This is a genomic window from Mesorhizobium sp. M1A.F.Ca.IN.020.04.1.1 (assembly GCF_003997315.1).
GTDB lineage: Bacteria > Pseudomonadota > Alphaproteobacteria > Rhizobiales > Rhizobiaceae > Mesorhizobium.
The window spans coordinates 1-7,652 of the sequence record NZ_RZSN01000228.1 but is presented as its reverse complement, the minus strand read 5'-3'; the positions used below and the strand labels follow the sequence as shown (position 1 = coordinate 7,652).

Below are 7,652 nucleotides of genomic sequence, written 5' to 3'. Positions count from 1 at the left end.
TGGTTACATCGTGCCTGAAATTCGCATCCGACGAAAACAGCGCGACCTGCTTGCGTTTCGTCGGCAGCACTCTGGTGTCGATGGCGTTCATGGCGATGTACTCTTTAAATCTTCACCCGTTACTGTACTCAGCATGGAAGGCATTGTCATATTGCCGAACCCGAGCAGTCCGCCCAGGAAGAAGAACTGGAAATTGATGTTCTGCAGGCTGATGCTGATGGTAGGAACCGGTCCACCCAGACGTGTCTGATACCCGAGGCCGGTGGCAGCGTAGGTCACGACGACATTGTTGCGCCTCAGACCCGGGAAGAAGTGGCACATGCCAGGCCGCTGATTGGTCGCGGGGACAGGGCATGCATCGTCATTTGTGTTCGCGGTGTCGCCGCGGAAGATGCGGCTGAAAGCGGCGGCGCTGAGATTCCCGCCGTTGGAGCAGGAACCGGTGCCGCCGCTGCTGTAGGTGCAGACAAACGGCCCGTAGGCACCGGCGGTTACCGGGGCGCCTGGGTTCGAGATTGGTGCGGCGGTTGGCAGAGCGCCGGCGACCGGGTCCGAGATGGACGCGAGCCTAGAGCCAATCTGGACGGCCTTGGTCGCAGCGTTCCACTGGTAGACGGCGTAGCCGAAATCGATGAAGCCGAGGGTGAGCATGAGCAGCAGCGTCACGGCGATAGCCATTTCGACCATTGCTGCTCCGTCCTCCGATCTTGCGAACCGCTTCAGCATCATTAGAACCGGATCAACCGCTCCTCATGGCTCGCGGAGAGTGTTATGCCGGCGATGTTGAGCAGGGACAGAAATCCAACACTGTCGCGGCTGGCATAGGGATAGGTGGCGGACGCCGTTACGATGCAGACCTGAGATGTCGTCGAAAGGTAGAGGACGGTCCCGGTACTGGGATCGATCGCGTTTCTGCAAGTGGCCGGGTCGGCGATGTTGATCGTCACGTCCGTTGTCCGCCAATCGCGGACACGTGCCGGTGGAGACCCCGCCACATTGCCGAAGACGGCAATGTTCCTGGCGGTATTGGCGCAATCCATCGTGAGTCCGGCATCGGTGTAAAGCTGGCTGTTGCAGCGAGCGGCGAACCGGGCGCCATCTTCGAGGCCGGCTTCGATCAGGAGCTTGTCATGGATAAGATTGCCGAATTCGAACACGCCTGCCGAGAGAACCAACATCAGCGGAGCGACGATGGCCATCTCGACCAGCACGGTGCCGCGCTCGTCATGGCGAAAACGGCTAAGGATGCGGGGCAGCAGCTTCGGCATAACGATCACCGATAGAGTTGCGGTTCGTCGCGGAGGAAACTGTCGAGCGTCCCTGCACCGCCGCGACCCGTTATGTCGACGAGTTCGACAAAAACGGAGCCACCTGCACTGGCCCCCGGAACGGGCTCAGTCAGGAAAAAGCTTGCGAACGCTTCGACGGGCAGGTTGGTGCTGTTGCCGTTCAGATTGTTGCCGGCGGCTTGCAGTGCGTTGCAGTTCAGGATCGCGCCATAAAGCAGCCTGCGATCGACTGTGGTGACCGGGGCCTGGCAGGCACTCGGCGGGGTTCCCACTTCGCCGCCTACTGAAGCGTGGCTGATCAGATTGTTTGCGTTCTCGTACTTATAGACCTGGTACCGAGTCGGCTTGGTTGTATTCCAGGATGAAGGATAACTCGTGGAACCGAAATTGGTGCTCCAATAGCCGGAAAAGTTCCAGTCTCCGTCACCCATCCGTCCGCCCATATAGGGCGTTGTCGCGTCTCTCGGCAGGCCCATGTTGCCGGTAGCGTTGAACGTCAGCTGATTATAACTGGGGCACTGATTGCTGTTGCCGTTGCCGTTCTCATTTCCGCCCGTGGACGCCCCCTTGCGGACATTCGAGGCCGGGCCGTATTCGGCGCTGTTAAAGGCATTGCCGCTGGGATTGATGCCGAAACGTACGTTGAACGCATCCTGGATCGGGCCGTTGTTCTGGCCGGTTTTGGTGCTGACGCCCTGCGCCGAATAGCAGCCGCGAGGCGTCGAGGTGGCGATCGTCTGGGCCAGTGCCTGGGCACCATTGCCAACATCATCTGGCGGTGCCAGGAAGCCGAAATTGCCAGGACCATAGGCGGCGTTGTTCCCAACCAGCCGGAGCTCGATCAGGCGGCGGTGGATGGCCGGATCCGAGACAGCTTGCTCAAGAGTGGCGCCCCCCGCTGAGTTGGTGCCGTTCACCATCTCGTAGGGATTGCACATGAAGACGGGCGTGTAGTTGCAAACGCCCGAGGTGAAGCCGGCAACCGAGATCGCGCTGACATTGTAGCTGGTGTCGGCGGCGCTACCGGACGACGAGAAGGAGACCGGGAAGATCGCCGTGAATGTTTCCGGCTGCGCTCTCACTTGGATAAACCGTGTCACCACGGCCGACGCTGCATAGTTGGCCGCTGTGATCGGGTCCGAGTCGTTCGCCGGTATGCTTGCAAGGAAGCACCAGGAAACTCGTCCCTTCGACCTGCATGCCGCATATGTCGAGTCCACCGTCGTTGTTCCGTTTCCGGTGGTCAGCACTGTGGTTCCGCCGTCCGAGAACCGGGTGTCGTTGGCCACGAGATTGTCCAACGCATTTTGTGCTCGCGTCCAGGCGTCCGACCTGCCGTTAAGCTCGGCGGCGGCGGCAAGAGCCAAAGCATCGGTGCCCTTCTGCAGGTCGTTGTGCAGGTTGTTCATCCTGCTCATGTCGATTGCCAGCAGGGAAAACCCGATGATCGCCGGCAGCATGATGCTGACGAGGATCAGCGCCACCCCTCTCTGGTCTTGCCAGAATGCGCGAATGGTCCGCAGCATAACCTTGCCCTCTACCCCTTCGTGTCAGGCCCCCGAATGCCTGCTTCTCCGCATCCTTTTGTTCAACTACGGAGTGGTCACCCCCGAGGTGCCGACATTGACCGTCATGTTTGTTGTTGGTGACGGAGGCGGTGGAACTTTGTACCGTTGGACGGCCCCCACGGCGCGGGCCCCATCTCCTTCGATCTTGGTGTTGTTCGAAGCCGGATTGTATGGGTCGACCGTCTGCAGCAGCTGGTTGGCCTTTTGCGAGTCGCCCGACGCAAGCGTCATCGTGTCGTAGTTGTTCAGATAGTCGGCCGCGCAGCCTGCAAGCAGGCTGGAGCCGAGAAGGACCAGCAGGAGCTTATTTCTTGACATAGACCAGCTTGTCCTTCGATTTCACATCCAGCATGTGGCCGTAAGGGCCGGTGACGCCGTCGCCGAGTTCGTACCTCCGGATCATGTCCTTGCTGACCTCGAGCTGGCCGAGCAGGAACAATTCCGGATCATTGGAAGGCTTCGTCTTGTCGAAAGGTGTCGCAAGCTGTTCACCCGGTTTCGTCGGCCGCACCAGATGCGGCGTGACGATGACGACCAGCTCGGTCTCTTCCTTCTGCGTGCTCGAATTCTTGAACAACGCCCCGATGATCGGCACCTGGCCGAGCCACGGCACCTGGTCCTGCAGCCTGGTGTTCTTGCTGGACAGAAGCCCGCCCACAGCGAAGCTCTGGCCGTCGCGCAGATTGACCACGGTTGCCAATTTGCGGTTGGTGAAGATCGGATCGCCGGCGGGCGTGAAACCGGTAAGATCGCTCACTTCCGGCGCCAGCTTCATGTGGATCTTGCCGTCGTCGAGCACCACCGGCGTGAAGTACAGATTGACGCCGAACTGCTTGTATACGATCTCGATCTCGCCCTGGCTGTTGACGCTGCGGATCGGCACCTCGCCGCCGGCGTTGAAGCTGGCGGTTTCGCCGGAAACCGCGGTCAGGTTGGGTTCGGCGAGCAGGCGCACCACGCCTTTCGATTCCAGCGCCTCGATGATCAGATCGACTTTAATATTGCTGTCGATGACACGGGTGATCAGCGCTCCAAAGGGATTGGTGTTGGAAAGCAGCCCGGTCAAAAGATCGCCAGGGCCGAGCACCACATTGTCCTCGTCGACTGCGGCAATGCCAGTGCCGGTGCGCGTCGTGCCACTGCGGTTTGTACTTCTGATCGAGACTCCGAGGTCGCGGCCGGCATTGCGCTTGGCTTCCAGGATGCGCACCGACAGATTGACCTGTTCGCTGTCATCGATAGTCACTGCGTTGATGATCGACTCGGGTCCATATTGCTGTGTGACCTCGACGATCTGAGCCAGGGTCGCGGCGTCCTTGACATGGCCGCTCAGCCGAACCTTGCCGTTGATCGAGCCGATCTCGATGCGGGCCTTCGGCGCTACCTGGCGGATCGCGGCCGCCATGTCGCTGACATCCTGGCCGACCTCGATCTGGATGGCGCCCAGCGAGCGCTTGTCCTCGGAAAACAGATTGACGGTGGTGGTGCCGAGGCTCTTGCCGATGATGTAGAGCGTCTTGTCGGTCATCGGCTGCGCATCGGCGATCTTCTCGTCGCCGACGACGATATCGCCCAGCGTCGCGTTGACCTGGATCGTGGCGGATTGAGAAACGGGCACGAACACGCGGTGCAGCGACGGGCTCGACACGTCGATGAAGCGGTCGGCCGCATGAACCGCGGGGCTCCACGGCAATGCACAGGACAATACCAAAGCAGCCGCCGAAAGTGGTCCCCAGAACGCACGCATCTACGCTACCCCCTCGCTGGCTTGATTCGGACCCTCACCCTAATATGCCAGCGTTACTTTTGTCGCGGCACATCGTATGTTTCGAGCTTTACACCTCGAAAGACACCGATTGTAGCGCGGGCCGGCGGTTCCGGCTGCACATATTTGACGACTTCCTTGACAACTTGTTGCACCTGTGGTTCGGGCGCAACAGCGGGCGTCGGCTTGACCTTGCTCAATTCGTCAATCTGGCTTCCGACCCGTTCCACGGCTTGAGCCAATCCATCGATCTTGTCGTTGGCGCGCTTACGCTCTTCGGCGGCGGCGGCATCCGCGGCCTTCTGCTTGTCAAGTTCCGCCTGCCGTTTGGCAACGTCCTCCGGAGTATCGCCGATCAGGTCGGCCAGCGTTACTCGCTCTGTCGTTTCTCCCCGGCTGCCTGCTGCCTGCCTCAGGGCCAACGATAACTGACCCGCTCCGGCGGCTAAAGTCAGCTTCTGTGCGTCCTTGGTGTCGACTTCTACCGTCACTGCCTTGGCCACGGTCGGGCTGTCCTTGCTCTCGTCAGCGACCTGGTCGATCGCAAGCACCTTGACGCTCTGCAGGAGCACGTCGACAAAACTCTTTTCCCCGCCGCCCGCATCGCGCACCGTGCGCGTCAATAGCACGTCGACCCGGTCGCCCGGGAACACGAAGCCGGCTACGCCCAGCACGTCGTTGACGCGAATGGACACGGCCTTCATGCCCTCTCCAAGGACCGCCGACAGGGTGGCTCGCTGGCCTGGTCCGGTGATCTTGGCTGAGAGGATCGGTTCGTTGGCGCTGATGGATTGCAGCGCCTGCCTGGCGCCATTACCTGCCAGGGCATCTTTAACCGTCTTGAAAGACCCGGCCGGGACTGCGCCGGCGGGCCAAGGAATTTCGCGCAATTTGTCGGCGCTCAATGCGTCGCCGAATTTCAGCGGCATTGCCGCGACGACCAAGGTGCCTGCTTGCACACCATTGGCCTGTGCCATCGCGCTGCGCTGACCGGCAAGCCACATATTGGCAAGCACAACCGCGACGACGCCGAACACACCGGCGAGAATAATCATGATGATCGTGTTGGCACGCATCAGCCCAAACCCCAAAAAGGCCAGTAGCCCTGGTCGAATGCCCCAGTCCGGATATGAGTCAGACCCGGGCATAACCCGGGTCTGACGTTGAAAATATCAGGTACCGACACCAGTTGCCGCGTTGCAGCTGCCGACGTTGGTAGCTTCGAGCGCCGTGCAAAGGCCGGTAAAGCGACCAGAGACCCAGCCGCCGATCGCGATAACTGTCAGAACGACGGCGACCGCGATGATGCCGAGAAGGATTGAATATTCGACCATAGCAGCGCCGTTTTCATCGTCGCGGAACTGCCGGGCCATCGTCATGAGCTTGTTCATGCCAATTTCTCCCTTTGGAGGTTTGAACCCGACGAGACGAGCCTAAGGAATGAACCCCATACCCAAGCATCCCCCGTCACGTTCAATCCTTGTCCCACAAAAAAGGCGAGTCAAACGGATTAACAGTCCCTTAACCTTTCAATACTGGATTTTTGACTCCGTCAGTTTTTACAAATGCTTGATTCGCTTCGATTTTCAAGTCGTCTTAACCATTCATTCACAATTCGGCCACGCCCGTGCCTTCCTACCTACAACATTAGTTATATAACATATCCCTTTATATAAAGAGGGTTAGAGGATGCCTTGCCACGGATAGCGGCAAAGGTCCTAGGACTTTGGTCGGTGGCGCGCGACCGTGCAAAATAAAACGATTTTCTCATAGCTCGATTTCTTAACTATGTAACAAGTAATACCTCTAGTGTGGCCTTCGGGCGCTTGTGCCCCTCGTGGTTAATGCTTAGTTTCACCGTTGGGGAAATCAGCAGGGTTCGGTGACATGTTGGGGCGCTTCATCAAAGGACCGAATGAGCCGCGCTCGCCGCAGGCAACGTCGCCTGCTCCGATCTTGAACGGCACTGCGGTCACTCAGGCGGCAGAAGCCGAATCGCACAATGATGATTATCTTGCTCTAAAGGTTGAACTCCATAGCCATCTTATCGATCGCTTCAATCTCACTGCGCTTGAGAATGCTTCCAAAGAAGAGATCCTGAATGAGATCCGACCAATAGTACGCGAATTCGTTCGTGGCCGGAACGTACCTCTGAATGCGCGTGAACTCGATCAATTGACCAGCGACACAGCTGACGAGATGCTTGGGCTCGGACCGATCGAGCCTCTGCTCAAGGACGATTCGATCGCCGACATTCTGATCAACACCCACAAGCGGGTATTCATCGAACGGCGCGGCGTCATCGAGGAGACTGCCATCCGTTTCCGCGACGAGGCACACCTCCTGCGCGTCGTTAATAAGATTGTCTCGGCGATTGGTCGCCGGGTCGACGAATCCGCGCCGATGGTCGATGCACGGCTGGAAGACGGTTCGCGCGTCAACATCGCGGTGCGGCCGATCTCGGTCGATGGCCCGCTGGTATCGATCCGCAAATTCTCCAAACATCCCTATTCGCTGGAACGGCTAATCGCGTTCAACTCCATTCGTCCGCCTATGGTCGATATGCTGCGGATCGCCGTACAGGCACGCAAGTCGATCCTGGTTTCAGGTGGCACCGGCAGCGGCAAGACAACGCTGCTCAACGCACTATCAAGTTATATTCCGAGCAAGGAGCGCCTGATTACCATCGAGGATGCCGCGGAACTGCAATTGCAGCAGCCGCATGTCGGCCGCCTCGAGACACGCCCGCCCAATGTCGAGGGCAAAGGCGAGGTTCGCCAGCGCGAGTTGGTCAAGAATGCGCTGCGCATGCGGCCGGACCGCATCATCGTCGGCGAGGTGCGCGGCGAGGAAGCCTTCGACATGCTTCAGGCCATGAATACCGGCCACGAAGGTTCGATGACTACCATTCACGCTAATACTCCTCGCGATGCCATCTCACGTCTCGAGCAGATGGTCGGCATGGCCGGCATGCCGATGACGCATGAATCGATCCGTGCACAAATTGCCTCCGCCATCGACATTCTGTCT

General features: G+C 59.2%; 8 protein-coding genes. 1 reads left to right on the top strand and 7 read right to left on the bottom strand.

The window, feature by feature from the left end; translation table 11 throughout:
* Window positions 1–87: 87 nt before the first annotated feature.
* The 7 genes from EOA49_RS28765 to EOA49_RS28735 all read right to left on the bottom strand — a co-directional run bounded on the left by EOA49_RS28765 (window position 88) and on the right by EOA49_RS28735 (window position 6,013).
* On the bottom strand, window positions 88–687 hold the full coding sequence (locus EOA49_RS28765) for a TadE/TadG family type IV pilus assembly protein (RefSeq protein ID WP_245460829.1): 600 nt from the start codon (window positions 685–687) through the stop codon (window positions 88–90).
* Between the two features lie 41 nt (window positions 688–728).
* Entirely contained in the window at window positions 729–1,268 is a 540-nt protein-coding gene (locus tag EOA49_RS28760) for a TadE/TadG family type IV pilus assembly protein (RefSeq protein WP_127240772.1), read from the bottom strand.
* 5 nt (window positions 1,269–1,273) lie between these two features.
* Entirely contained in the window at window positions 1,274–2,815 is a 1,542-nt protein-coding gene (locus EOA49_RS28755; protein ID WP_127240771.1) for a pilus assembly protein TadG-related protein, read from the bottom strand.
* Window positions 2,816–2,881: 66 nt separating this feature from the next.
* On the bottom strand, window positions 2,882–3,175 hold the full coding sequence (locus tag EOA49_RS28750) for a hypothetical protein (RefSeq protein ID WP_127240770.1): 294 nt from the start codon (window positions 3,173–3,175) through the stop codon (window positions 2,882–2,884).
* Complete coding sequence (locus tag EOA49_RS28745; RefSeq protein WP_127240769.1) at window positions 3,162–4,604, bottom strand: type II and III secretion system protein family protein; 1,443 nt, start codon at window positions 4,602–4,604, stop codon at window positions 3,162–3,164. The genes EOA49_RS28750 and EOA49_RS28745 overlap by 14 nt, the downstream gene beginning before the upstream one ends.
* Before the next feature lie 53 nt (window positions 4,605–4,657).
* Window positions 4,658–5,698: a Flp pilus assembly protein CpaB gene (gene cpaB / locus EOA49_RS28740; RefSeq protein WP_127240768.1), complete on the bottom strand. Its 1,041-nt coding sequence runs from the start codon at window positions 5,696–5,698 to the stop codon at window positions 4,658–4,660.
* Between the two features lie 96 nt (window positions 5,699–5,794).
* Window positions 5,795–6,013, bottom strand: coding sequence for a Flp family type IVb pilin (locus EOA49_RS28735; RefSeq protein WP_127240767.1), 219 nt, complete (start codon window positions 6,011–6,013; stop codon window positions 5,795–5,797).
* 496 nt (window positions 6,014–6,509) lie between these two features.
* On the opposite strand from EOA49_RS28735, the gene EOA49_RS28730 reads away from it, so the two are divergent.
* The coding region (locus EOA49_RS28730) for a CpaF family protein (RefSeq protein ID WP_164749308.1) at window positions 6,510–7,652 on the top strand (1,143 nt) is incomplete at its 3' end.